This window comes from Fundidesulfovibrio agrisoli (assembly GCF_022808715.1).
Classification (GTDB): Bacteria; Desulfobacterota; Desulfovibrionia; order Desulfovibrionales; family Desulfovibrionaceae; genus Fundidesulfovibrio; species Fundidesulfovibrio agrisoli.
This window is the reverse complement of sequence record NZ_JAKZKX010000003.1, coordinates 249,661-273,654: the sequence shown is the minus strand read 5'-3', so window position 1 is coordinate 273,654 and position 23,994 is coordinate 249,661. Positions and strand designations below refer to the sequence as shown.

Here is a 23,994-nt window from a genome sequence, read left to right as displayed (position 1 = left end):
CCTTCGCGGATGGCGAAGCGCAGACCGGTCTCCATGGCGATGGGGGCGATGAGCTCGACGTTGAAAGTGGCGTTATCGCCAGGCATGACCATCTCCACGCCTTCGTTCAGGGTCACCACGCCGGTGACGTCCGTGGTGCGGAAGTAGAACTGCGGACGGTAGCCCGAGAAGAACGGGGTGTGGCGGCCGCCCTCTTCCTTGTTCAGGATGTAGACCTCGGCCTTGTACTTCTTGTGCGGGGTGATGGAGCCGGGCTTGGCCAGAACCTGGCCGCGCTCCACGTCCTCACGCTTGATGCCGCGCAGCAGCACGCCGACGTTGTCGCCGGCCTGGCCCTGGTCGAGCAGCTTGCGGAACATCTCGACGCCCGTGCAGGTGGTCTTCACGGTCTCCTTGATGCCGACGATGGCGACTTCCTCGCCGACCTTCACGGTGCCGCGCTCGACACGACCGGTCACGACGGTGCCGCGGCCGGAGATGGAGAACACGTCCTCGATGGGCATCAGGAAGGGCTTGTCGATGTCGCGCTGCGGCTCGGGGAAGTAGGAGTCGCAGGCGTCCAGAAGCTCGAAGATCGGGGCGGCGTCGGGGCTCTTGACGTCGTCGGTCTCCAGGGCCTTCAGGGCGGAGCCCTTGATCACCGGGATGTCGTCGCCGGGGAAGCCGTACTTGGTCAGCAGCTCGCGGACTTCCAGCTCCACCAGCTCCAGCAGTTCGGCGTCGTCCACCAGGTCGCACTTGTTCATGAACACCACCAGGTGGGGCACGCCGACCTGACGGGCGAGCAGGATGTGCTCACGGGTCTGGGGCATGGGGCCGTCGGTGGCGGCGACCACCAGGATCGCGCCGTCCATCTGGGCGGCGCCGGTGATCATGTTCTTGATGTAGTCGGCGTGGCCGGGGCAGTCCACGTGGGCGTAGTGACGGGTCGCGGTCTGATACTCAACGTGCGCCGTGGAGATCGTGATGCCGCGCTCCTTCTCTTCGGGAGCCTTGTCGATCTGGTCGAAGGCCACGTACTCGCCGAAGCCGCGCATGTGCGACAGCTTGGTGATGGCGGCGGTCAGCGTGGTCTTGCCGTGGTCGATATGACCGATGGTGCCGATGTTGACGTGCGGCTTATTGCGCTCGAATTTGGCCTTACCCATGGTGTCCCTCTATTTCTTCTTGATGATTTCTTCGGCCAGGCTGGCAGGAACCTGCTCGTAGTGGTCGAACTGCATGGTGAACGTGGCGCGGCCCTGGGTGCGCGAGCGCAGGTCCGTGGCGTAGCCGAACATGTTGGAGAGCGGCACGTGGGAGCGGATGACCTGCGACCCGGCACGCGCTTCGAGGTTCGACACGCGGCCGCGGCGGCCGTTGAGGTCGCCCATGACGTCGCCGAGGTGCTCCTCGGGGGTGACGACCTCCACGCTCATGATGGGCTCGAGCAGCACAGGCCCGGCGGCGCGGCAGGCTTCCTTGAAGGCCTGCGAACCGCAGATGTAGAACGCCTGTTCGGAGGAGTCCACTTCATGGTAGGAGCCGAAGGTCAGATTGATCTTGATGTCGACCACGGGGAAGCCAGCCAGCACGCCGGACTTCATGGCGTTCTGGATGCCCTTGTCCACCGCGGGGATGTATTCCTTGGGTATGACGCCGCCAACGATGGAGTTGACGAACTCGTATCCGCCGTCTTCCTTGGGACCAACCTCGAGGACAACATGCGCGTACTGGCCGCGGCCGCCGGTCTGCTTGACGTAGCGGTTTTCATGCTTGATCGACTTGGTGATGGTCTCGCGGTAGGCGACCTGGGGGGCGCCTACGTTGGCGTTCACGTTGAACTCGCGCATCAGGCGGTCGACGATGATCTCCAGGTGCAGCTCGCCCATGCCGGCGATGAGGGTCTGGTTGGTCTCCTCGTCGGTCTTCACGCGGAAGGAAGGATCTTCCTTGGCCAGCTTGACCAGGGCCTGGGACAGCGTGTCGCGGTCGGCCTTGGTCTTGGGCTCGATGGCCACCTCGATGACCGGCTCCGGGATGTTCAGCGACTCGAGCACGACGGGGTGCTTCTCTTCGCAGAGGGTCTCACCGGTGGAGGTCAGCTTCAGGCCGACGGCTGCGACGATATCGCCGGCGTACGCTTCCTTGATGTCCTCACGCTTGTTGGCGTGCATCTTCAGCAGGCGGCCGATGCGCTCCTTCTTGCCGGTGGCGGCGTTGAGCACGGTCATGCCGGACTCGATCTTGCCGGAGTAGATGCGCAGGAAGGTCAGGTGCCCGATGAAGGGGTCGCTCATCAGCTTGAAGGCCAGAGCGGCCAGCGGCTTGGTGATGTCGCAGGGGCACTCGATGCGCTCTTCCTCGTTGTCGGGGTTCATGCCGACAATGGCGGGGATGTCCGTCGGGCAGGGCAGGAAGTCCACCACGGCGTCGAGCAGGGGCTGCACGCCCTTGTTCTTGAAGGCGGAGCCGCACAGCACGGGCACGATGGAGAGGCCGATGGTGGCCTTGCGGATGCCGATGCGGATTTCCTCGGGGGTGAGCTCCTCGCCGCCGAGGTACTTCTCCATCAGGGTCTCGTCTTCCTCGGCGATGGCCTCGATCATCTCCAGGCGCAGGGCGTCGTACTCGTCCTTGAGTTCCGCGGGAACGTCAACGATGTTGTACTCCTTGCCCTTGGACAGGTCGTCGAAGATCAGGGCCTTGCCCAGGATCAGGTCGACGACGCCCTTGAACTCGTCTTCGCTGCCGATGGGAATCTGCAGCGGAACGGCCTTGGCGCCGAGGCGCTCGCGCACCATCTGCACGCAGCGGTCGAAGTTGGCCCCCACGCGGTCCATCTTGTTCACGAAGCACATGCGGGGAACGCGGTAGCGTTCGGCCTGCCGCCAGACCGTCTCGGTCTGGGGCTCCACGCCGGCGACAGCATCGAAAACCGCAACGGCGCCGTCGAGCACGCGAAGGGAACGCTCGACTTCGATGGTGAAGTCCACGTGGCCGGGGGTGTCGATGATGTTGATGCGGTGATCGCGCCAGAAGCAGGTGGTGGCGGCGGAAGTGATGGTGATTCCGCGCTCCTGCTCCTGAACCATCCAGTCCATGGTGGCCTGGCCGTCATGGACTTCGCCGATCTTGTGCGAGACGCCGGTGTAGAAAAGGATGCGCTCGGTAGTGGTCGTCTTGCCCGCGTCAATATGGGCCATGATGCCGATATTGCGCTGGCGCTCGGTGGGGACAATCTTGGACACGTCGGCAAACCTCTATTTTACCAGCGGTAATGGGCGAACGCCTTGTTGGCGTCGGCCATACGATGGGTGTCTTCGCGCTTCTTCACGGCGCCGCCGCGATTGTTGAAGGCGTCCATCAGCTCGCCGGACAGACGGGCGACCATGCCCTTCTCGCCGCGGGAGCGGGCGTTGTTGATCAGCCAGCGGATGGCCAGGGTGGTCTGGCGCTCGGGGCGCACTTCCATGGGAACCTGGTAGGTGGCGCCACCGACGCGGCGGGGCTTCACTTCCATGTGCGGCTTCACGTTGGCCAAGGCGCGCTCGAAGGCCTTCAGAGGCTCTTCCTGCGTCTTCTCGGCGAGCGTTTCGACAGCGGTGTAGAACACGGTTTCGGCCGTGGACTTCTTGCCGTCGAGCATCAGCCGGTTGATGAACTTCTTCATCAGGACGCTGCCGTAAATGGGATCCGGCAGGATGGAGCGCTTGGGAACGGGACCTTTGCGGGGCATTGTACGCTACCTCAACTTATTTGGGGCGCTTGGCGCCATACTTGGAGCGGCTCTGACGGCGGTCGGAAACACCGGCGGTGTCGAGGGTGCCGCGAACGATATGGTAACGAACGCCGGGAAGGTCCTTAACACGGCCGCCGCGGATCATCACCACAGAGTGTTCCTGAAGGTTGTGGCCTTCACCAGGAATGTAGCTGGTGACCTCGATGCCGTTGGTGAGGCGCACGCGTGCAACCTTGCGCAAGGCCGAGTTAGGCTTTTTGGGGGTGGTGGTGTACACGCGGGTGCACACACCGCGGCGCTGGGGGCAGGCCTGCAGCGCCGGGGTCTTCTTGCGCTTGGTCTGCTTCATCCGCTCTTTGCGGATAAGCTGGTTGATCGTGGGCATGACTGGCTCCGTTCAACGGTTAAATTGCGAAGGGCGCACGAGTAGACAAAAAACCCCGGTACTGTCAAGCAGTAATGCCGGGACACACGCTAGCTCGGGACCGCGCGAAGAGACCTGCTCCCCCGTTCAGCCGCTGGCAGCGAAAACCGTGCGATTCGCTAAGAACGTGACTTGATAGCAAGTCAGCACGTGGATGGCAAGCATTATAACCAACTTTTCGGGCTTGGCCAGACATAAATTCGGGCTGCGAACCCGTATTTTCGGCTATGGCCCGAATTCATTGGGCATCGAAATCCTAGAATGGCAGGCGTAGAATTTTCAGCCTCAAATATTCCGCAACGAAAACCATCTCGCGTCCTCCCCCTCCCCCGCTTCTGGCGGTCACCAATCCGCACGCTGAAACGTGGGCCTCAGTAGCCATGTCAGTTCCTGGCATCCCGGGCGTTCACCCAGGAAGAGGTGTTCATCCTTATAATATGATTCCGCACCTGCTTCTTGCCTGATCGCGAGCCATAGTGGGCCAACCTGCCATCCCACTGCTCTCTACGGTTCAGAATTCCCGTCGGGAAGGTCCCGGCGCACCCCATCCGAATCACAATCTACAAGCAGGGACTACGGACTGTCTGCATTGTCCCTGACCGCCCTGCCCTGCGGCAAAGCAAAAGGCCCCGTCCGGTTTCCCGGGCGGGGCCTTAATCAGCGTATCAGCGCGCCGAGGTTAGTCCACCAGGGTGTGGACTTCCTCGATCTCGTCCAGGAACTTGTCCGGGCGCTCGGGCTGGTCGGGCACGTCGATCTCGGTCTCCATGTAGCGGCGGTAGCCGGTACCGGCCGGGATGAGGCGACCGACGATGACGTTCTCCTTGAGGCCGCGCAGGTGGTCTTCCTTGCCCATGAGGGAGGCTTCGGTGAGCACCTTGGTGGTCTCCTGGAAGGAGGCCGCGGAGATGAAGGAGTCCGTGGTGAGGCTGGCCTGGGTGATGCCCAGAACCAGCGGCTCGGCCATGGCGGGCCGCATGCCCTCGCGGATCACGCGGTTGTTCTCCTCCATGAACTTGGCCTTGTCCACCTGCTCCCCGATGAGGAAGTTGGTCTCGCCCGAGTCGGTGATGGACACCTTCTTGAGCATCTGGCGGACGATTATCTCGATGTGCTTGTCGTTGATGTTAACGCCCTGGAACCGGTACACGTCCTGGATTTCTTCCACCAGGTAGCGGGCCAGGGTCTTCTCGCCCTTGATCTTGAGGATGTCGTGCAGCTCGGGATTGCCCTCGGTCAGGGCCTCGCCCGCCTCAACGAAGTCGCCTTCCTGGGCGGTGATGTGCTTGCCGCGCGGCACCAGGTATTCCTTGGCGTCGCCGGTCTCGGGGGTCACGATCACCTTGCGCTTGCCCTTGGTCTCGTTGCCGAAGGACACGATGCCGTCGATCTCGGAAACAACGGCCAGGTCCTTGGGTTTGCGCACCTCGAAGAGTTCGGCGACGCGGGGAAGACCGCCCACGATGTCCTTGGTCTTGGAGGATTCGCGGGGCTTGCGCGCCAGCACGTCGCCCGCCTTCACCTGCTCGCCGTCGCGGATCATGATGATCGCGCCCACGGGCAGCTGGAACACGGCCGCGCTGGTGGTGTTGGGCCGGATCTTGGGCAGCCCGTCCTCGCCAACGACAGTGATGGTGGGGCGGTAGGGGGTGGTGCGGTATTCGATGATGGTCTGGGTGGCCTTCTTGGTCGTGTCGTCCACCTTCTCCTGGTAGGTCTTGCCTTCCAGGATGTCGGTGAACTTGACGGTGCCTTCGACGTCGGTGACGAAAGGCTCGTTGAAGGGGTCCCACTCGGCCAGGATCTCGTCCTTCTTGACCATCTGCCCGTCGGTCACGGCCAGACGCGCGCCGGAAGGCAGCGAGTATTTCTCGCGCTCGCGGCCCTGGTCGTCCACGATGGACACCTGGCCGGACTTGCCCAGGACGATGGAGGCGCCGTCCTGGTTCTTGACCGACTTCAGGCGGTGCAGAACCACGCGGCCGTTGTTCTGGGCAGGGATGGAGGACTTTTCGATTTCACGCGCCGCGGTACCGCCGATGTGGAAGGTACGCATGGTCAGCTGGGTGCCGGGCTCGCCGATGGACTGCGCCGCGATGATGCCCACGGTCTCGCCCACGTTGACCAGGTGCCCGCGGGCCAGGTCGCGCCCGTAGCACATGGCGCACACGCCGTGGCCGGACTGGCAGGTCAGCGTGGAGCGGATGGTCAGGTTGGGCAGGCCCAGCTCCTCGATCTTCATGGCGACGGTCTCGTCCACGATGGTGTTGGCCGGAATGGCCACCTCATCGTTGGCGTCGAACACGTCGAACATGGTGGTGCGGCCCAGGGCGCGCTCCGCCAGGCGCTGCTTGATCTCGCCCGACTTCTCGTAGTGCTTGATCTCCAGGCCGTCCACGGTGCCGCAGTCCAGCTCGGTGATGATGACGTCCTGCACCACGTCGACGAGGCGGCGGGTCAGGTAGCCCGAGTTCGCGGTCTTGAGCGCGGTGTCGGCCAAGCCCTTACGAGCGCCGTGGGTGGAGATGAAGTACTGCGCCACCGAGAGGCCCTCGCGGAAGTTCGAGGTGATGGGCGTCTCGATGATTTCGCCGGAAGGCTTGGCCATCAGGCCGCGCATGCCCGCGAGCTGGCGCATCTGGTCGGGGTTACCGCGCGAACCGGAGTGCGTCATCATGAAGATGGCGTTGAAGGAGGTGTTGCGCTCCTGCTTGCCGGTCTTGGGGTCGGTCATCAGGTCCGTGGAGATGTCGCGCATCATTTCGGAGGCGACGTCGTTGGTGGCCTTGGTCCAGACGTCGACGACCTTGTTGTACTTCTCCGTGCGGGTGATGATGCCCTCGGCGTACTGGAGTTCGATCTCCTCCACTTCGCGGGTGGACTTGTCCAGGATCTCGGCCTTGCGCCGGGGGATGGTCAGGTCCTTCACGCCGATGGAGCAGCCGGCGCGGGTGGCGTACTCGTAGCCCAGGGCCTTGAGCTGGTCGCAGAGGATGACCGTCGCCTTGGTGCCGGCGATGCGGTAGACCTCGCCCACCAGGCGGGCGATGGTCTTCTTGTTCAGCACGCAGTTCACCAGCTCGAAGGGCACGCCCTCGGGCAGCAGCTCGCCGACCATGATGCGGCCGGGGCTGGTGAGCACCATCTCGCCGTCCATGCGCACCTTGACCCGGGCGTGCAGGTGCACGACGCCGGCGTGGTGCGCGGTGATGCACTCCATGGGGTTGGCGAAGAGCTTGCCCTCGCCCTCCTGGAAGGAGCGCTCCACGGTGAGGTAGTACAGGCCGAGCACGATGTCCTGCGAGGGCACGATGATCGGGTTGCCGTTGGCGGGCGAGAGGATGTTGTTGGTGCTCATCATCAGCACGCGGCACTCGATCTGCGCCTCCACCGAGAGGGGCACGTGCACGGCCATCTGGTCGCCGTCGAAGTCCGCGTTGTAGGCCGCGCAGACCAGGGGGTGCAGCTGGATGGCCTTGCCCTCGACCAGGGTCGGCTCGAAGGACTGGATGCCCAGGCGGTGCAGGGTCGGGGCGCGGTTGAGCATGATGGGGTACTCGCGCACCACATCCTCGAGGATGTCCCAGACCACCAGCTCTTCGCGCTCCACCATCTTCTTGGCGGTCTTGATGGTGGTGGCCAGGCCCCTCTCCTCCAGCTTGGCGTAGATGAAGGGCTTGAACAGCTCCAGCGCCATCTTCTTGGGCAGGCCGCACTGGTGCAGGCGCAGCTTGGGGCCCACCACGATGACGGAACGGCCGGAGTAGTCCACGCGCTTGCCCAGCAGGTTCTGGCGGAAGCGGCCCTGCTTGCCCTTGATCATGTCCGAGAGGGACTTGAGCGGGCGGCCGTTGGTGCCGGTGATGGCCCGGCCGCGGCGGCCGTTGTCGAACAGGGCGTCCACCGCTTCCTGAAGCATGCGCTTCTCGTTGCGGATGATGATGTCCGGCGCGCCCAGCTCCAACAGCCTCTTCAGGCGGTTGTTGCGGTTGATGACGCGGCGGTAGAGGTCGTTCAGGTCCGAGGTGGCGAAGCGGCCGCCGTCCAGGGGGACCAGGGGGCGCAGCTCGGGCGGGATGACCGGAATAACTTCCATGACCATCCACTCGGGCTTGTTGCCGCTCTCCAGGAAGGCCTCGACGATCTTGAGGCGCTTGATGATCTTCTTCTTCTTGGTCTGGGAGCGCGTGGTCAGGGACTCCTCGCGCAGCTCGGTCCGCAGCCTGGGCAGGTCGAGCTCCTCCAGGAAGGAGCGCACGACCTCGGCGCCCATGCCCACGGTCACGGCGTCCTCGCCATAATGGTCGATGATCTGGAGGTACTGGTCCTCCGAGATCACCTGCAGGCGGGTGAGGCTGGTCTCCTTGGGGTCGATGACCACGTAGGAGTCGAAGTAGAGCACCTTCTCAAGATCCACCATGGTCATGTCAAGCAGGGTGCCGATCTTGGAAGGCAGGGTCTTCAGGAACCATATATGGGCAACGGGCGCGGCCAGCTCAATGTGGCCCATGCGCTCGCGGCGTACCTTGGAGGCGATGACCTCCACGCCGCACTTCTCGCAGACGATGCCGCGATGCTTCATGCGCTTGTACTTGCCGCAGTTGCACTCGTAGTCCTTCACGGGGCCGAAGATCTTGGCGCAGAACAGGCCGTCGCGCTCCGGCTTGAAGGTCCTATAGTTGATGGTCTCGGGCTTCTTGACCTCGCCGAAGCTCCACTCGCGGATCTTCTCGGGCGAAGCTATGGAGATCTTGATGGCCTTCAGCGTCCGGCTGGAGAGCTGAGTGGCCGCCGTTCCCCGCATGCTGAACAGGTCGTCCAAGGACATGGTTACCCTCGTTTTGAGTTGTGGGTCGTCCCGTCTGTATCGTTACCGGACTAGCGCCGGGTGGCTTTAACCTTTTTCTCGTCCTGGATCAGGTCCACGTCAAGGCCGAGGCTCATCAGTTCCTTTACCAGAACGTTGAAGCTCTCGGGCAGGCCCGCTTCCAGGAAGTTGTCGCCCTTGACGATCTTCTCGTACATCTTCACGCGGCCGCCCACATCGTCGGACTTGACGGTGAGGAACTCCTGCAAGAGGTACGATGCGCCGTAGGCCTCCAGGGCCCAGACTTCCATTTCGCCGAGACGCTGGCCGCCGAACTGGGCCTTGCCGCCCAGGGGCTGCTGCGTCACCAGCGAGTATGGGCCGGTGGAGCGGGCGTGGATCTTCTCGTCGACCAGGTGGTGCAGCTTGAGCATGTACATGGCGCCCACGGTGACCGGACGGTGGAAGGCCTCGCCGGTGCGGCCGTCGTAGAGCACGGCCTTGCCGTCGTCGGGCAGTCCGGCCTTGCGCAGCCAGCCCCAGATCTCTTCCTCGGAGGCGCCGTCGAAGACCGGGGTCTTGCAGACGATGCCGTTCTTCAGCTTCTTGACAGCGGCGACGAATTCCTCGTCGTCCAGCTCGTCAACCAGCTTGATGGTGGCGGGCGTCTCGAACACGGCCTTGACCTGCTCGCGCAGATCCTTGGTGGCCATGCCCTGCTCCACCATGGAGGTGAGCTGGTGGCCCAGTTCCCTGGCGGCCCAGCCGAGGTGGGTCTCCATGATCTGGCCGATGTTCATACGAGAAGGCACGCCCAGGGGGTTCAGCACGATGTCCACCGGAGAGCCGTCCGCGAAGAAGGGCATGTCCTCGGCGGGCAGGATGCAGGAGACGACGCCCTTGTTGCCGTGGCGGCCGGCCATCTTGTCGCCCACCTGCAGCTTGCGCTTCACGGCGACGTAGACCTTGACCATCTTGATGACGCCCGGCGGCAGATCGTCGCCTTCGACGGCCTTCTCGCGCTTGGAGGCGTAGATGTCGCGCACGAACTGCACCTGGCGGTCGTAGGCCTCCAGGATGTCGGCGATGGACTCGTTGACCTCGCGAGAGGAGAAGAGACCGGCCATCTTCTTGACCGGCACGGTCTCGAAGATCTCCCACTTGATGGGGTGGTTGGCCTCGACCAGGACCTCGCCCTTCTTCTTGCCCATAAGCGTCTGGGCGATGGACTTGCCCTGGGACAGCTCCCAGATCTTCTTGCGGGTCTGCTCGCCGATGCCGGCGATGTGCAGCTGCTCCTTGATGTCGATCTTGGCGAGTTCAGCGTCCTCGATCTGCTTGGTGCGGTCGTCCTTGTCGCCGGAGCGGCGGTTGAACAGGCGCACGTCGATGACCGTGCCCTCGATGCCGGGCGGCACCTTGAGGGAGGTGTTCTTCACGTCGCGGGCCTTGTCGCCGAAGATGGCGCGCAGCAGCTTCTCTTCGGGGGTGAGCTGGGTTTCGCCCTTGGGGGTGATCTTGCCCACGAGGATGTCCTCGGGCTTCACCTTGGCGCCGATGCGGATGATGCCGCAGTCGTCGAGGTTCTTGAGCATCTCCTCGCCGACGTTGGGGATGTCCCGGGTGATCTCTTCGGGTCCGAGCTTGGTGTCTCGGGCGACGACCTCGAACTCCTCGATGTGCATGGAGGTGAAGACGTCTTCCTTCACCACGCGCTCGGAGATGAGGATGGAGTCCTCGAAGTTGTAGCCGCACCAGGGCATGAACGCGACCAGCAGGTTCTTGCCCAGGGCCAGTTCGCCGTCGCGGATGCCCGGGCCGTCGGCCAGCACGTCGCCCTTCTTCACCTTCTGGCCGACCAGCACGCGGGGCTGCTGGCCGAAGCAGGTGTTCTGGTTGGACTTGTGGAACTTGAGCAGCTCGTAGGCGCGCACGCCGCCGGTCTGAGGCGAGAAGCCGTTGTCGTAGCGCACGATCACGCGCTCGCCGTCGGCGTAGTGGATCAGTCCATCCTCCTCGGCCAGCAGGCACGAGCCGGAGTCCTGGGCCACGGCGCCCTCCATGCCGGTGCCGACCAGGGGCTGGTCGCAGCGGATGAGGGGCACGGCCTGGCGCTGCATGTTGGAGCCCATGAGCGCGCGGTTGGCGTCGTCGTGTTCCAGGAAGGGGATCAGCGCCGCCGAGACCGACACGATCTGGCTGGGCGAGATGTCCATCAGGGTGACCTGCTCGATGGGCACCGAGGTCAGGTCGCCGCGCACGCGGCCGGAGATGAACGGCGTCAGGAAGTCGTTGGTTTCGCTGAGCGGGGTGCTCGCGGCGGCTACGATCTCGTCGATCTCGCGGGTGGCGTCCATGTAGACCACCTCGTCGGTGACGTGGCCTTCCTTGACCACCCGGTAGGGGGTCTCGATGAAGCCGAAGTCGTTCACCTTGGAGTAGGTGGTCAGCGAGACGATCAGGCCGATGTTCGGGCCTTCAGGCGTCTCGATGGGGCAGATGCGGCCGTAGTGCGAGGTGTGCACGTCGCGCACCTCGAAGCCGGCGCGCTCGCGGGTCAGGCCGCCGGGGCCCAGGGCCGAGAGGCGGCGCTTGTGCGTCACTTCGGAGAGCGGGTTGGTCTGGTCCATGAACTGCGAGAGCTGGGAGGTTCCAAAGAACTCCTTGAGCACCGCGGCCACGGGCTTGGGGTTTATCAGGTCGTGCGGCATGAGCGTGGCGACTTCCTGCAGGCTCATGCGCTCCTTGATGGCCCTTTCCATGCGCACCAGGCCGATGCGGTACTGGTTCTCCACCAGCTCGCCCACAGGGCGGACCCGGCGGTTGCCCAGGTGGTCGATGTCGTCGGCGGGGCCGTGGGTGTCCTTCAGGAAGATCAGGTGCTTGATCGCCTTGAGGATGTCGTCGTTGGACAGGGTGCGGAAGTCCAGCGACTGGTCGATCTTCAGGCGCGAGTTCAGCTTGTAGCGGCCCACGGGCGACAGGTCGTAGTAGTCGGCGCTGCGGAACAGGTTCTCGAAGAAGTTCGCGGCGATCTCGGGGGTCGGGGGCGAGCTGGGGCGCAGGCGGCGGTAGATCTCGACCTGGGCGGCCTCGATGTCGGCGGTCTTGTCCTGCATGAGGGTGTCGCGCAGGGAGCTGGACACGTCGGCGCCGGCGGTGAACAGCGTGGGCACGGTGACCATGCCCTGCTCCGCGAAGCGCTCCAGCAGGGCGTCGTTGATCTCGTCGCCCGCCTCGGCGATGACCTCGCCGGTGTCCTTGCCGATGAAGTCCTGGGCCAGGAACAGGCCTTCCAGGGCGTTGGGCTGCACCTCGATGCGGTCGATGCCTGCCTCGAGCATGAGCCTCCAGGCGCGCTTGGTGATGGGCTTGTCCGCACCCACGATCACCTTGCCGTCGGGGCCCTTGACCTCGGCGAAGGATTTCTCCTTCCTGTAGAGCTCCTGGCGCACCTCGCGGAACACGCGGCTGCCTTCGATGAAATAGTTCTCGATGTCGTAGAAGTAGGACAGAATATCGGTCTTGGACATCCCCATGGCCTTCATGAGGATGGTCGCGGGCATCTTCCTGCGACGGTCGATGCGGACGTAGAGGATGTCCTTGTGGTCGAAGTCGAAGTCGAGCCAGGATCCGCGCATCGGGATGATGCGGCAGGAGTAGAGCACCTTGCGCGACGTGTGGGTCTTGCCGGAGTCGTGTTCGAATATGATGCCGGGGGAGCGCTGCAACTGGTTGACGATGACGCGCTCGGTCCCGTTGATGATGAAGGTGCCCTTCTCGGTCATCAGGGGGACGGTGCCGAAATAGATCACCTGCTCCTTGATGTCGCGGATGGTGCGGTTCTCGGTCTCCTCGTCCACGTCGTAGACGACCAGGCGGACCTTGATGCGCAGCGGCGCCTCCAGGGTCAGGCCCTTGGAGATGCACTCGGGCACGTCGTATTTGGGTTCGCCGATCTCGTAGTTGACGTACTCGAGGCTGGCGGTCTTGTTGAAGTCCTCAATTGGGAAGACGGAACGGAAAACGCCCTCGAGACCCGCGTCGGCGCGGGAAGCGGGGGGAATATCGCGCTGCAGGAACAGCTCGTAGGAATCAACCTGCAGGTTGAGAAGGTGAGGAATGGTGACGGAGTCGTCGACCTTGCCGAAACTCTTGATCAGCTGGGCCATTGTTCCCTCGAAGAGAAGTGGTGTTGATCCGCCGGATGTCGGCGGCCTTCACATTGGTTTCCCGGCGTGGGTGCCGGGCTGGCCTGGGCCTCGCCGCCCTATATGTCAACCCGCTGAAATCATTGATGATTTAGGGGAATACAAATGAAAGCGCAAAAGAGCGCACTCCCCCCTTTCGGGGGGTGCGCTCTTTTGGCGTCGATGCGATACCTTGCAACAAGTTATTTGACTTCGCAAGTAGCTCCAGCTTCTTCCAGCTGCTTCTTGGCGTCCTCGGCGTCAGCCTTGGACACGGCTTCCTTGATGGTGGAGGGCAGAGCGTCAACCTTGTCCTTGGCTTCCTTCAGGCCCAGGCCGGTCAGAGCGCGGACAACCTTGATGACGTTGATCTTGTTGGCGCCGGCGCCGGTCAGGATCACGTCGAACTCGGTCTTCTCCTCGACCTCGGCGGCGGCTTCACCACCACCCATGGCCATCATGGGCATAGCGGCCATGGGGGCAGCGGCGGAGACGCCGAACTTCTCTTCGAGCTCCTTGATGAACTCGGAAAGCTCAAGGACGGTCATATTGGCGATGAAGTCAACAACCTGCTCTTTGGTGATATCAGACATTTCGTCTCTCCTTAAATTCGCTTTGGCTTAAGCGGCTTCTTTTTTGTCTTTGAGGGCCGTGAGCACGTTGAGAATGCCACGCGGGACGTTGGCCAGCAGCGACACGAAGTTCGTGGGCACCGCGTTCATGGTTCCAAGCACCTGGGCAAGCAGCTGAGGCTTGCTGGGGAGCGTGGACAGCGCCTTGATGCCTTCCTCGTCGATCACCTTGCCTTGCAGGCAGGCGAAGCGGAGGCTGAACTTCTTGTTGGTCTTGGCATAGTCGACCAGGGCCTTGGCTGCCGCGACCGGGTCTTCATACCCGAAAGCGACGGCGCACTGCTCCTTGAATCGATCCTTGATGACGTCATGCGGGCTGCCAGTCAGCGCGATCCGGGCCAGGGTGTTCTTGACGACCTGGTAATCCACTCCCTGTTCGCGGAGCTTCATGCGCAGGATCGTCACCTCTTCCACCGTCAAGCCCTTGAAATCGGTGACCACGGCAATGCTCGCACGAGCGGCGCGATCCTTGAGTCTCTCAATGATCTCGGCTTTCTGCTCGCGGGTTTGCAAGGTCTGCCTCCTCCAGGGTTATAAGGTAGAAGTAAGCCAAAGCACATGTCTCGGCGGGATGATTAAGGGCACGGCCCACCCGCTTTCTTTGACTCACTTCAGAAAAAACGTTTCGGACTAGCCTTCCAGGAACTTCTTCACCGTGGTGGTGTCGATCTTGAAGCCGGGGCCCATGGTGGTGGCCACGGTCATGGCCTTCAGGTAGGTGCCCTTGGCTCCGCTGGGCTTCAGACGGATCACCGTGTCGATGAGCGTCTTGAAGTTCTCCACGATCTTCTCGGTGCCGAAGCTCTTCTTGCCCAGGGGGGCGTGGAGCACGCCGGCCTTGTCCACCTTGAAGTCGACGCGGCCAGCCTTGAGCTCGGTCACGGCTTCGGCCACGTTCATGGTGACGGTGCCCGTCTTGGCGTTGGGCATCAGGCCGCGGGGGCCGAGCAGACGGCCGATCTTGCCGACCAGGGCCATCATGTCCGGGGTGGCGACGGCCTTGTCGAAGTCGAGCATGCCGCCCTGGATCTGTTCGACCAGGTCTTCCGCGCCCACGATGTCGGCACCGGCGGCCTTGGCCTCGGCGGCCTTGTCGCCCTTGCAGAACACGGCCACGCGCACGGTCTTGCCCAGCCCGTGGGGCAGGGAGACGGCGCCGCGCACCATCTGGTCGGAATACTTGGGATCGACACCCAGGCACATAGCCACGTCGACGGTCTCGTCGAACTTGGCCGGGCCGGCCTCAAGGGCCATCTTCACGGCGTCGGCGATCTCGAAGCGCTGAGTGCGATCGATGCCTTCCACAGCTTTGCGGTACTTTTTTCCGTAATGGGGCATGGCGATATTCCTCTTTAGCTCACCACGTCCAGACCCATGCTGCGGGCCGTGCCCATGATGGTGTTCATGGCGGCGTCAAGGTCTTTGGCGGTCATGTCCTGCATTTTGAGCTTGGCGATCTCCTCGACCTGGGCCTTGCTCACCTTGCCGACCTTGTTCTTGTTGGGCTCACCGGACCCCTTCTCGATCTTGGCGGCCTTGAGCAGCAGAACCGAGGCCGGGGGGGTCTTGGTGATGAAGGTGAAGGAGCGGTCGGCATAGACGGTGATGACCACGGGGGTAATCATGCCCATCTGTTCCTGCGTCTTGGCGTTGAACGCCTTGCAGAACTCCATGATGTTCACGCCGTGCTGACCCAGGGCGGGGCCTACCGGGGGCGAGGGGTTGGCCTTGCCGGCAGGAATCTGCAACTTGATTTTGGCGACTTCCTTCTTAGCCATGGTAGTGTCGTCCTTTCATCAATCGGACCCGGAGGGTCCGCCTAGTTTTTGGTAACCTGTACGAAATCGAGCTCGACAGGGGTCTGACGGCCGAAAATCGAAACAGAGACCTTCAGCTTGCCCTTGTCGTAGTTCACGTCCTCGACCTGTGCGTTGAACCCGCCGAAGGGTCCGTCGATGACGCGAACCTCGTCCCCACGATCGAAGTTGAACTTCGGGCGGGGCTGCTCCTGCCTGCTTTCCATCAGGGAAAGCACGCGCTCGGCTTCGGAATCGCGCATGGGGGTCGGGCGGTTCTTGCCGCCGACGAACCCGGTCACCCTGGGAATTTCCTGCACGAGATGCCACGACTTGTCGTTCATGACCATCTTGACCATGACGTAGCCGGGGTAGAACTTCCGAGTGGAGGTCCTCTTTTCGCCCTTGACCAGCTCGATCACCTTCTCGGTCGGGACGACCACCTCTTCGATGAAGCCCTCGGCCTGGCCGGTGCGCATCATCTCGCGAATGGTCTGTTCCACACGGTGCTCGAAACCGGAGTAAGTGTGGACGATGAACCACCTGGCCTTGGCCTGGGCCTCCGGGAGAGGGGTGTCGATCGTATCCGTCATGACAGGACCGACTGCATCAGTTTGGAGAGCCCGAGGTCCACGACGCCCAGAAAGAGGGCCATCACGACCACAAGGATCAGCACGGCCACCGACGTGGTGACCGTCTCCCTGCGGGTGGGCCAAGTGACTTTCTTGATCTCCACCTTGGAGAGCTCGAAGAATTCCTTGAACTCCTCGAACTTGCCCTGGACCGACGAGGCGGCGGACTGCTCGGAGTCCGCCGCTTCCCCGGATTTAACCTTCTTCGTGGCCATTTGTGCCTACCAGAAATATGGCAGGGCAGGAGGGATTCGAACCCACAACCCACGGATTTGGAGTCCGTTGCTCTGCCGTTGGAGCTACTGCCCTGCGTTTCGACTATTTCGCTTCGCGGTGAACGGTGTGTTTCTTGTCCCAGGGACAGTACTTCTTCACCTCAAGGCGTCCAGTCGTGTTCTTCTTGTTCTTTTCAGTTGCGTAATTCTTGCGCTTGCACTCGGTGCACTGCAAGATGATGTTGAGCCGCATGGTGTTACTCCATGATCTCGGTCACGACGCCCGCGCCGACGGTGCGGCCGCCTTCGCGGATGGCGAAGCGCAGACCGGTCTCCATGGCGATGGGGGCGATGAGCTCGACGTTGAAAGTGGCGTTATCGCCAGGCATGACCATCTCCACGCCTTCGTTCAGGGTCACCACGCCGGTGACGTCCGTGGTGCGGAAGTAGAACTGCGGACGGTAGCCCGAGAAGAACGGGGTGTGGCGGCCGCCCTCTTCCTTGTTCAGGATGTAGACCTCGGCCTTGTACTTCTTGTGCGGGGTGATGGAGCCGGGCTTGGCCAGAACCTGGCCGCGCTCCACGTCCTCACGCTTGATGCCGCGCAGCAGCACGCCGACGTTGTCGCCGGCCTGGCCCTGGTCGAGCAGCTTGCGGAACATCTCGACGCCCGTGCAGGTGGTCTTCACGGTCTCCTTGATGCCGACGATGGCGACTTCCTCGCCGACCTTCACGGTGCCGCGCTCGACACGACCGGTCACGACGGTGCCGCGGCCGGAGATGGAGAACACGTCCTCGATGGGCATCAGGAAGGGCTTGTCGATGTCGCGCTGCGGCTCGGGGAAGTAGGAGTCGCAGGCGTCCAGAAGCTCGAAGATCGGGGCGGCGTCGGGGCTCTTGACGTCGTCGGTCTCCAGGGCCTTCAGGGCGGAGCCCTTGATCACCGGGATGTCGTCGCCGGGGAAGCCGTACTTGGTCAGCAGCTCGCGGACTTCCAGCTCCACCAGCTCCAGCAGTTCGGCGTCGTCCACCAGGTCGCACTTGTTCATGAACACCACCAGGTGGGGCACGCCGACCTGACGGGCGAGCAGGATGTGCTCACGGGTCTGGGGCATGGGGCCGTCGGTGGCGGCGACCACCAGGATCGCGCCGTCCATCTGGGCGGCGCCGGTGATCATGTTCTTGATGTAGTCGGCGTGGCCGGGGCAGTCCACGTGGGCGTAGTGACGGGTCGCGGTCTGATACTCAACGTGCGCCGTGGAGATCGTGATGCCGCGCTCCTTCTCTTCGGGAGCCTTGTCGATCTGGTCGAAGGCCACGTACTCGCCGAAGCCGCGCATGTGCGACAGCTTGGTGATGGCGGCGGTCAGCGTGGTCTTGCCGTGGTCGATATGACCGATGGTGCCGATGTTGACGTGCGGCTTATTGCGCTCGAATTTGGCCTTACCCATGGTAAATCCCCCTCAAGTGGTCGTTCTTAGTGTGGCTGCCGCCAGTTGATTTTGCTTTGTGGAGCCCACGACCGGATTCGAACCGGTGACCTCTTCCTTACCAAGGAAGTGCTCTGCCGACTGAGCTACGTGGGCCTATCTTTATGAAGCGAGGCCGGTGGGACGTGACGTGGAGCGGGAAACGGGACTCGAACCCGCAACCCTCAGCTTGGAAGGCTGATGCTCTAGCCATTGAGCTATTCCCGCGTCTAATCCGCAGTCCGATCGACGGTTTTGGCCGCCTCCTGCGCTCCTCAATAATATCTGTGGTGGTGGGGGGTGGATTTGAACCACCGAAGGCTGACGCCGACAGATTTACAGTCTGTTCCCTTTGGCCACTCGGGAACCCCACCATCTTCTTCTGGAGCTGGCGATGGGACTTGAACCCGCAACCTGCTGATTACAAATCAGCTGCTCTGCCAATTGAGCTACGCCAGCGCCAAGACGGCGAGGCTTAGCCCTTCTCCAGGCTTAACGCAAGGGCTTTTTGGCCCTCACGGGAAAATACCTTCCAATCTCAAAGAGCGGCGGCCTAACTGACAGAACCGGGAGAACTTGTCAAGCGGGCCGCATCATTTATTTTCTCGCCCGCTTAGGTAGCCCGTTCGGACCGCCAGCCGCAAGCGCGAGGAGGGATACTGCACTGCTTTCGCGGTTACGTCCAGAGAAAATACCAGCCCGATCGAAAATTCACTTCTCCCCGCGCAGCCAGCTCCGCCAGGAAACGTAGGCCACGCGAGGCTTCGCGCCCTTCTGCGGCAATATCACGAACATGTCCTCCCCCAGGCTGATGCCGGACACGTCCCCGAAGGTGATTGCTCCCGTGGGGCAGGCCTCGGCGCAGGCGGTGGTGTAGCCCTCCGGCCCGCGGGCGATCAGCCTGTGCACGCAGAAGGTGCATTTCTCCACCACGCCCTTGGGGCGCACGGCCGCAAAGGGCGTCACGGCCGCGTCCATGCCTTTGGGCCACACGGGCTCGCGCTCGTTGAAGCGCCGCACCCCGTAGGGGCAGGCCTTCACGCAGGAACGGCAACCGATGCACTGCGGCGTGGTCTGGCTGACGATGCCCCCCAGCGAGCTTACCCGAGTGGCCCCGGTGGGGCATACAGGCACGCAGGGCGGGTTCGCGCAGTGCATGCAGGGCCTGGGCAGGAAGGCCGCGTCGGAATCCGGAAAGGCCCGGCCGTTGGAGCGGCGCTCCAGGGTGATCCAGTCCATGCCCGAGCCGGGGGCGATGTTGTTCTCCACCCCGCAGGCGGCCATGCAGGCCCCGCAGCCGGTGCAGGCGTCGACGTCGATGACCATTCCCCAGACTGGCGCGCTCATGCCGGCTCCAGGGTCGCGCGGCAGGCGTCCCAACGCCGCGCCGCGCCGATTTCCGCAGGCCGCGAGTCCATGGCGGCGCGGATCGCGGGGAGCTGTTCCCGCGCGGGGGTCAGGACGGCGTGGCCGTCCATGACCGACTCGTCCAGCGCCACCCTCACCGCCGCGCTGCCGGAGTGCCCCTTGAGCGTGGCCCGAACGCCGTCGCGAAGGCGCAGGCTTTTGGCGGTGGCTGCGTTGAGCCGCACGGAGGGGATGGCACCACCCAGCCCGTCCTGGATTACTTGTTCAGGCGCGGGCCGGACCACCAGCGTCAGCGGACGCTCCAGGTCTGACGCCGCAGGCCCCGCGACCCCGGCCAACAACGCGGCTCCCAAGGTGTGCACGCCCTGCCGGATGCGCGGGCCGCACCACAGCCGCCCGGCCTGCAGTTCCCGCCAGAGGTCCGCTTCCGGGGCGGGCCTGCCCTCCCCGGCCAGCACCTTCCAGGGCTCCACGCCCCGGGCCACGAAGCCGCCCTCCCCTTCCAGCGCGAGGCTCAGGGCGCGCAGCCGGGCCTGGTGGGTGTGCCCCGCCGTTGGCAGGCCCAGGCGCGACGCCGCCTCCAGCAGCACGTCCGCCGGGTGGCGGCAGTCGCCCAAGGGCCGCAGCAGGGGCCGGGCCAGGCCCAGGCAGGCGAGGGCCAGGCCGTAGGGGGTGCGCACGTCCTCCTGCCGTTCCAGGGGCATGGCTGCTGGAAGCACCAGGTCGCACAGGGCGGCGGAGGCCGTGAGGCGGTCCGCGAAGCAGGCCTTGAATCCTATGCGGGACAGCGCTCTTGCGGTGAGTACGCCGTCCGGAAGCTCCGCCAGGGGATCGGCCTCCACCAGCAGCAGGGCCTTGGGCGCGGGCCGTTCCCCCTGGGCCACGGCGCGCAGGATGGACAGCAGGTCATCAACGGGGGCTGGCGTGCCGGGCGTCGCCGGGAGGCCCTCCACCAGGATGACGCCGCCGGGCCGGTTCAGCCGCCCGGCCAGGGCGTTGGCCGCGAGACCGGCCAGTATCGCGGCATCGTCCGCGCCGGAGCCGCTGGCCGACCCGGCGATGAGCACGCCGCCTTCCGCCAGGACACGGGCCGCGTTCTCCAGGGCCTCGGGCGGGAGCCCCGTGGCCGAACGCACCAGCTCGGGCGTGAAGCGCGTGCGTATCAATTGAAGGAATTCGGCAAGGTCGGAGGCCTCGCAGCGGGCCAGGCCCAGGGCGTCCAGGTGCCAGCACAGGCCCAGGGCCGCCGTGGCCTCACTCCCGGCGGCGAGGGGAATCCACGTGTCGCACAGCGCTGCCGAGGCCCCGCGCTCGGGGCCGAAATACATCGCCCTGCTCTTCGTCCCCCGCCCGCGCGCCGTGGCCCAGGCCCGGCGCAGGTGCGGCGAGGCGGGCATGGAGCCGAAGGCGTCCGCCCCCAGGAGCACCAGCCCGCGCGCGTTGTCCAGATCGTACCCCGGCGTTCCCGCCAGGCCCATGAGCGCGGCGGCCCGGGCGGCGGTGGCGGCCTCCGAAGGCATGGCCGCATGGACGGCCCCCAATTCGGCGCAAAGCGCGGCGGCCACGTCGCGCCCGCAGGACTTGCGGGCCGGCGTTACAATCAGGACTTCGCCCCGGGCCTCGCCGAAACGGGCGGCGAGCAGATCCAAAGCCTTGGACCAGGCCACGGGCTCCAGGCGACCCTCGGCGTTTCTGAGCAGGGGCACGCTCAACCGGCCCGGGCGGGCCAGGGCGCGCACCTGCTCCAGATCCTCCGGGGCCAGGCCGCAGCGGCCCAGGGGGTTTTCCGGATTGGCGCGCACCAGCATGGGCTTGCCGTTCGAGGTGAGCACGCGGATGCCCGTGCCGAAGGCTCCGGCCGCGCTGACGGTATCCACATGCTCCAGCGGCCCGGCGGGCGGATGCGGCAGGTCCGGCGGGGAGTGCTCCCGGCGCTCGAGCTGACGCAGGGCGTCCCAGGGGGCGGGGCTGGCGGCCGAGCCCACGGCGGCCCCGGCGGCCAGGGCGGCTGCGCACTTGAGGAATGTTCTGCGTTTCGACGCCATGGGGCCTACCGGTGGCAGAGCACGCAGTCCTGCCCGGCGCCGCTGGCCTGGTGGCAGGCGCGGCACCGCTGCATGGACATGGTCCAGTTGGTGTAGCCGGAGATCCTGTCGCGGCGCAGGGTCGGGTAGTCCTCGCGGGACATGTCCGGGTGGCAGATGGCGCAGGCCGCCTTCAAATGAGGCCCATGGGGGAAGCGCACATGGTCGGGCTGGGCGGCCAGCACGAGCCAGGGCACTTCCTTGCGTTTCTTCACATACTCGGTGACGAACTTGTCGGCTTCCTTGGCGTCGTCGGAGCGCCCGCCCGTGGGGTCCTGATGGCATCCAGCGCAGACCGCCACAGGGGGAAGGCCGCCGAAGGCCCCGCCAGGGGCGGTGAAGTGGCAGACGGCGCAGGGCACCTCCTGCCGGGCGTGGACCGAGTGGCTGAAGCGGATGGGCTGGGTGAACGTCTGGGTCGCGAGCCTGGGCCAGGCCAGCCAGCCGCCCCCCAGGCCCAGCGCGAGGCCCAGCGCGAGGCATCCGGCGACGAGCGCGCGGCCCGAAACGCGCGAGACGCCGTGGGCGGGCGTTCCCCTGCCCACGGCGTCCGAAGAATCCAGGCCCTCCCCCGCGGGAGCGCCCCCCTTGCGCTTCACTCCGATCAACTGGCCGGGCCGCTCTTGGCGTTGCGGCCGTAGACGTCCTCGAAGCGCACGATGTCGTCCTCTTCCAGGTAGGGGCCGGTCTGGATCTCGATGATCTCCACGGTGACCTTGCCGGGGTTGGAGAGCCTGTGCACGGTGGCCTTGGGGATGTCCACGGACTGGTTCTCGGTGAGCAGGGTCTCCTTCTCGCCCACCTGCACCAGGGCCGTGCCCGAGACCACCACCCAGTGTTCGGAGCGGTGGTGGTGCATCTGCAGGGAGAGCTTGCCCCCGGCGGGCACCTCGATGCGCTTGATCTTGTAGTGGGGGCCTTCCTCCAGCACGGTGTAACTGCCCCAGGGGCGGCGCACGGTGACGTGGGCGTTGATGAGCTCGCTGCCCTGCTTCTTGAGCGCGCCCACCACGTCCTTGACCTTCTGGGATTCGCTCTTGGGGCAGACCAGCGTGGCGTCGCGGGTCTGGACCACGATCATGTTTTCGAGGCCCACGCAGGCCAGCTTCCCCCCGCGCGAGATGAGCAGGCTGTCCTTGCAGTCCAGGGCCAGCACGTCGCCCTGCAGGGCGTTGCCGCATTGATCCTTGCCGCCCATGCGGTAGATGGCTTCCCAGTTGCCCAGGTCGTCCCAGCCGAAGGCGGCCTCGATCACGGCCTGGCTGTCCATCTTCTCCACCACCGCGTAGTCCACGGAGATGTCGGGGATGGAGTGGTAGCCGGAGCACAGCGGGGCCTCGGCGCGGCGCTCCCACCAGTCCCAGAATACGGGCTGGTGCGCGCGGACGGCCTCCAGGAAGGCCTCGGCCGAGAACACGAACATGCCGCTGTTCCAGTAGTATTCGCCGCTTTCCAGATAGAGCTTGGCGGTGGCCAGGTCGGGCTTCTCCACGAAGGAGCGCACGTCGAAGGCCCCGGAGGCCAGGGGCGCGCCCCGGCGGATGTAGCCGTAGCCGGTCTCGGGCTTGTCCGGCGCGATGCCGAAGGTCACCAGCCTGCCCTCGCGGGCCAGGGGCAGGGCCTTGCCCAGCGACTCCACCCAGCCGCCGTTGGAGTCCACCATGTGGTCCGAGGGGAACACGGCCACCAGGGCCTCGGGGTCGTCGGCCACGATGGCGTCCAGGGCCAGCAGGATGGCGGGCAGGGTGTTGCGCCCTACGGGCTCGGCCAGCACGCCCTTTTCCAGCGCGGGGTTGATCTCGCGCAGTTGGGAGCGCACCTCGAACACGTGCTCCTCATTGGTGACGACCCACACGCGGCGCGGGTCGAACACGTCCAGGGCGCGGTTCACCGTGCGCTTGAGCAGGCTTTCGCCGCCGTCCAGCGAGAGGAGTTGCTTGGGCAGCAGCGTGCGGGAGAGCGGCCAGAGGCGTGTGCCCGAGCCGCCCGCCAGGACCACGGCGTGGCAGTGCGCGAAAAGTTCGGAGGCTTCGGCGGGTTTTGTCATGGAGTGGGCTCTCGTGGGGTTGGAGGATCAGCCTTCGTAGACGAACGGGGACTCGAAGTCCTTGAAGAGGCCGAGCTTGGTGTCCTTGGGGGAGAGGATCGGGTCGGACACGCCCCAGTCGATGTTCAGGTCCGGGTCGCACCAGAGGATGCCGCTGTCGTTGGCCGGGGCATAGAGCTCGTCCACCTTGTAGAGGAACTCCACGTTCTCGGTGAGCGTCACGTAGCCGTGGGCGAAGCCCTTGGGCACGAAAAGCTGCAGGAAGTTGGACTCGGTAAGCTCGAAGGATTTCCATTGCCTGTAGGTGGGGGAGCCCTTGCGCAGGTCCACCACCACGTCCAGCACCTTGCCGCGCGTCACGCGCACCAGCTTGGTCTGGGCCTTGGGCGGGGTCTGGAAGTGCAGCCCGCGCAGCACGCCCCTGGAGCGCGAGAGGGCGTGGTTGTCCTGTATGAAGTCGCAGGCGATGCCCTGCGCGTCCAGATTGGCCTTGTTGTAGCTCTCCATGAAGAAGCCCCGCTCGTCCTGGAAGACTTTGGGGGCGTAGAGCCAGAGACCTGGAATGCCGGTGGCCTCGAAACCCACGGCGTTACCTCCTGATGATTCTGT

At 64.6% G+C, this 23,994-nt stretch carries 19 protein-coding genes and 5 tRNA genes; all 24 read right to left on the bottom strand.

The genetic code is table 11. From position 1 onward, the window contains the following. Window positions 1–1,148: elongation factor Tu (gene tuf / locus MLE27_RS03970; RefSeq protein ID WP_243310585.1), on the bottom strand; the 1,148-nt coding region annotated here is incomplete at its 3' end. Window positions 1,149–1,157: 9 nt separating this feature from the next. Beyond that, a complete protein-coding gene (fusA, locus tag MLE27_RS03965) occupies window positions 1,158–3,230 on the bottom strand; it encodes an elongation factor G (protein WP_243310584.1) in 2,073 nt (690 codons plus the stop codon). A 17-nt stretch (window positions 3,231–3,247) separates the two neighbouring features. Beyond that, window positions 3,248–3,718 (bottom strand): 30S ribosomal protein S7, encoded by a 471-nt coding sequence (rpsG, locus tag MLE27_RS03960; RefSeq protein ID WP_243310583.1) that lies wholly within the window; start codon window positions 3,716–3,718, stop codon window positions 3,248–3,250. Window positions 3,719–3,734: 16 nt separating this feature from the next. Then, on the bottom strand, window positions 3,735–4,106 hold the full coding sequence (gene rpsL, locus MLE27_RS03955; RefSeq protein ID WP_243310582.1) for a 30S ribosomal protein S12: 372 nt from the start codon (window positions 4,104–4,106) through the stop codon (window positions 3,735–3,737). Window positions 4,107–4,824: 718 nt separating this feature from the next. Then, complete coding sequence (gene rpoC / locus MLE27_RS03950; RefSeq protein ID WP_243310581.1) at window positions 4,825–8,973, bottom strand: DNA-directed RNA polymerase subunit beta'; 4,149 nt, start codon at window positions 8,971–8,973, stop codon at window positions 4,825–4,827. A 50-nt stretch (window positions 8,974–9,023) separates the two neighbouring features. Next, the gene (gene rpoB, locus MLE27_RS03945; RefSeq protein WP_243310580.1) at window positions 9,024–13,124 is read right to left on the bottom strand and encodes a DNA-directed RNA polymerase subunit beta; all 4,101 of its coding nucleotides are present in this window, start codon (window positions 13,122–13,124) and stop codon (window positions 9,024–9,026) included. A 221-nt stretch (window positions 13,125–13,345) separates the two neighbouring features. Then, complete coding sequence (gene rplL / locus MLE27_RS03940) at window positions 13,346–13,735, bottom strand: 50S ribosomal protein L7/L12 (protein ID WP_243310579.1); 390 nt, start codon at window positions 13,733–13,735, stop codon at window positions 13,346–13,348. 27 nt (window positions 13,736–13,762) lie between these two features. After that, entirely contained in the window at window positions 13,763–14,287 is a 525-nt protein-coding gene (gene rplJ / locus MLE27_RS03935) for a 50S ribosomal protein L10 (RefSeq protein ID WP_243310578.1), read from the bottom strand. A 117-nt stretch (window positions 14,288–14,404) separates the two neighbouring features. After that, window positions 14,405–15,112, bottom strand: coding sequence for a 50S ribosomal protein L1 (gene rplA, locus MLE27_RS03930; protein WP_243310577.1), 708 nt, complete (start codon window positions 15,110–15,112; stop codon window positions 14,405–14,407). Window positions 15,113–15,126: 14 nt separating this feature from the next. Next, the gene (rplK, locus tag MLE27_RS03925; protein WP_243310576.1) at window positions 15,127–15,552 is read right to left on the bottom strand and encodes a 50S ribosomal protein L11; all 426 of its coding nucleotides are present in this window, start codon (window positions 15,550–15,552) and stop codon (window positions 15,127–15,129) included. A 41-nt stretch (window positions 15,553–15,593) separates the two neighbouring features. Beyond that, window positions 15,594–16,163: a transcription termination/antitermination protein NusG gene (gene nusG, locus MLE27_RS03920; protein ID WP_243310575.1), complete on the bottom strand. Its 570-nt coding sequence runs from the start codon at window positions 16,161–16,163 to the stop codon at window positions 15,594–15,596. Further along, window positions 16,160–16,417: a preprotein translocase subunit SecE gene (gene secE, locus MLE27_RS03915; protein ID WP_243310574.1), complete on the bottom strand. Its 258-nt coding sequence runs from the start codon at window positions 16,415–16,417 to the stop codon at window positions 16,160–16,162. Before secE ends, nusG begins: the two co-directional genes overlap by 4 nt. 18 nt (window positions 16,418–16,435) lie before the next feature. After that, a tRNA-Trp gene (locus MLE27_RS03910) sits at window positions 16,436–16,511 on the bottom strand. A gap of 9 nt (window positions 16,512–16,520) precedes the next feature. After that, entirely contained in the window at window positions 16,521–16,670 is a 150-nt protein-coding gene (rpmG, locus tag MLE27_RS03905) for a 50S ribosomal protein L33 (protein WP_173087255.1), read from the bottom strand. Window positions 16,671–16,674: 4 nt separating this feature from the next. Beyond that, a complete protein-coding gene (gene tuf / locus MLE27_RS03900) occupies window positions 16,675–17,868 on the bottom strand; it encodes an elongation factor Tu (RefSeq protein ID WP_243310573.1) in 1,194 nt (397 codons plus the stop codon). 59 nt (window positions 17,869–17,927) lie between these two features. Then, window positions 17,928–18,003: transfer RNA gene (locus MLE27_RS03895), tRNA-Thr, on the bottom strand. A gap of 35 nt (window positions 18,004–18,038) precedes the next feature. Further along, a tRNA-Gly gene (locus tag MLE27_RS03890) sits at window positions 18,039–18,114 on the bottom strand. Window positions 18,115–18,174: 60 nt separating this feature from the next. Continuing rightward, window positions 18,175–18,260, bottom strand: a tRNA-Tyr gene (locus tag MLE27_RS03885). Window positions 18,261–18,269: 9 nt separating this feature from the next. Further along, window positions 18,270–18,345: transfer RNA gene (locus tag MLE27_RS03880), tRNA-Thr, on the bottom strand. Window positions 18,346–18,597: 252 nt separating this feature from the next. Continuing rightward, entirely contained in the window at window positions 18,598–19,233 is a 636-nt protein-coding gene (locus MLE27_RS03875; protein ID WP_243310572.1) for a 4Fe-4S dicluster domain-containing protein, read from the bottom strand. Then, window positions 19,230–21,299 (bottom strand): molybdopterin-dependent oxidoreductase, encoded by a 2,070-nt coding sequence (locus MLE27_RS03870; RefSeq protein ID WP_243310571.1) that lies wholly within the window; start codon window positions 21,297–21,299, stop codon window positions 19,230–19,232. The genes MLE27_RS03875 and MLE27_RS03870 overlap by 4 nt, the downstream gene beginning before the upstream one ends. Before the next feature lie 5 nt (window positions 21,300–21,304). Next, on the bottom strand, window positions 21,305–21,937 hold the full coding sequence (locus tag MLE27_RS03865) for a cytochrome c3 family protein (RefSeq protein WP_243310570.1): 633 nt from the start codon (window positions 21,935–21,937) through the stop codon (window positions 21,305–21,307). A gap of 5 nt (window positions 21,938–21,942) precedes the next feature. Further along, window positions 21,943–23,385 (bottom strand): mannose-1-phosphate guanylyltransferase/mannose-6-phosphate isomerase, encoded by a 1,443-nt coding sequence (locus MLE27_RS03860; RefSeq protein ID WP_243310569.1) that lies wholly within the window; start codon window positions 23,383–23,385, stop codon window positions 21,943–21,945. A gap of 27 nt (window positions 23,386–23,412) precedes the next feature. Then, entirely contained in the window at window positions 23,413–23,970 is a 558-nt protein-coding gene (gene rfbC / locus MLE27_RS03855; RefSeq protein WP_243310568.1) for a dTDP-4-dehydrorhamnose 3,5-epimerase, read from the bottom strand. Window positions 23,971–23,994: the final 24 nt, after the last annotated feature.

What these genes read in the sequence shown, in the direction of transcription:
- rpsG (WP_243310583.1), bottom strand. Translation starts at nt 3,718, where the DNA reads ATGCCCCGCAAAGGTCCCGTTCCCAAGCGCTCCATCCTGCCGGATCCC.
- rpsL (WP_243310582.1), bottom strand. Translation starts at nt 4,106, where the DNA reads ATGCCCACGATCAACCAGCTTATCCGCAAAGAGCGGATGAAGCAGACC.
- rpoC (WP_243310581.1), bottom strand. Translation starts at nt 8,973, where the DNA reads ATGTCCTTGGACGACCTGTTCAGCATGCGGGGAACGGCGGCCACTCAG.
- rpoB (WP_243310580.1), bottom strand. Translation starts at nt 13,124, where the DNA reads ATGGCCCAGCTGATCAAGAGTTTCGGCAAGGTCGACGACTCCGTCACC.
- rplL (WP_243310579.1), bottom strand. Translation starts at nt 13,735, where the DNA reads ATGTCTGATATCACCAAAGAGCAGGTTGTTGACTTCATCGCCAATATG.
- rplA (WP_243310577.1), bottom strand. Translation starts at nt 15,112, where the DNA reads ATGCCCCATTACGGAAAAAAGTACCGCAAAGCTGTGGAAGGCATCGAT.
- rplK (WP_243310576.1), bottom strand. Translation starts at nt 15,552, where the DNA reads ATGGCTAAGAAGGAAGTCGCCAAAATCAAGTTGCAGATTCCTGCCGGC.
- nusG (WP_243310575.1), bottom strand. Translation starts at nt 16,163, where the DNA reads ATGACGGATACGATCGACACCCCTCTCCCGGAGGCCCAGGCCAAGGCC.
- secE (WP_243310574.1), bottom strand. Translation starts at nt 16,417, where the DNA reads ATGGCCACGAAGAAGGTTAAATCCGGGGAAGCGGCGGACTCCGAGCAG.
- rpmG (WP_173087255.1), bottom strand. Translation starts at nt 16,670, where the DNA reads ATGCGGCTCAACATCATCTTGCAGTGCACCGAGTGCAAGCGCAAGAAT.
- tuf (WP_243310573.1), bottom strand. Translation starts at nt 17,868, where the DNA reads ATGGGTAAGGCCAAATTCGAGCGCAATAAGCCGCACGTCAACATCGGC.
- MLE27_RS03875 (WP_243310572.1), bottom strand. Translation starts at nt 19,233, where the DNA reads ATGAGCGCGCCAGTCTGGGGAATGGTCATCGACGTCGACGCCTGCACC.
- MLE27_RS03870 (WP_243310571.1), bottom strand. Translation starts at nt 21,299, where the DNA reads ATGGCGTCGAAACGCAGAACATTCCTCAAGTGCGCAGCCGCCCTGGCC.
- MLE27_RS03860 (WP_243310569.1), bottom strand. Translation starts at nt 23,385, where the DNA reads ATGACAAAACCCGCCGAAGCCTCCGAACTTTTCGCGCACTGCCACGCC.